Source organism: Microbispora sp. NBRC 16548, from assembly GCF_030268985.1.
Classification (GTDB): Bacteria; Actinomycetota; Actinomycetes; order Streptosporangiales; family Streptosporangiaceae; genus Microbispora; species Microbispora catharanthi.
In genome coordinates this window covers 1-281 of the sequence record NZ_BSSF01000113.1, presented here as the reverse complement: position 1 = coordinate 281, position 281 = coordinate 1, and the positions used below count along the sequence as shown (strand labels likewise).

Sequence of the window (281 nt, the reverse complement as noted above, 5' to 3'; positions counted from 1 at the left end):
GCCCGGGCCCGCCGCCTTCACGCGGGGACCGGCCGGCGCGGCCTGATCGACCTCAGTCATGGAACGCTCCTTCAGAGGGGGGATTAGCTACACCGGACCCGGAATCAGACACGGACCCGGAATCGGATGCGGACGCGGATGCGGATGCGGGCGCGGGTGTCTCCTGCGCGGAGACCATCACCAGATCGAGCACCCGGTGCTCGTCCAGGTCCTCGGCCGGCGCCTCGTGGACGATCCGGCCCTCACGCACGACCAGCACCCGGTCGGCCAGACCCAGCACC

General features: G+C 71.2%; 1 pseudogene. It reads right to left on the bottom strand.

Annotated features, from left to right (window positions below):
- Window positions 1-52: 52 nt before the first annotated feature.
- Window positions 53-281: pseudogene (locus QSK36_RS43275) on the bottom strand (hypothetical protein); the annotation flags it as partial.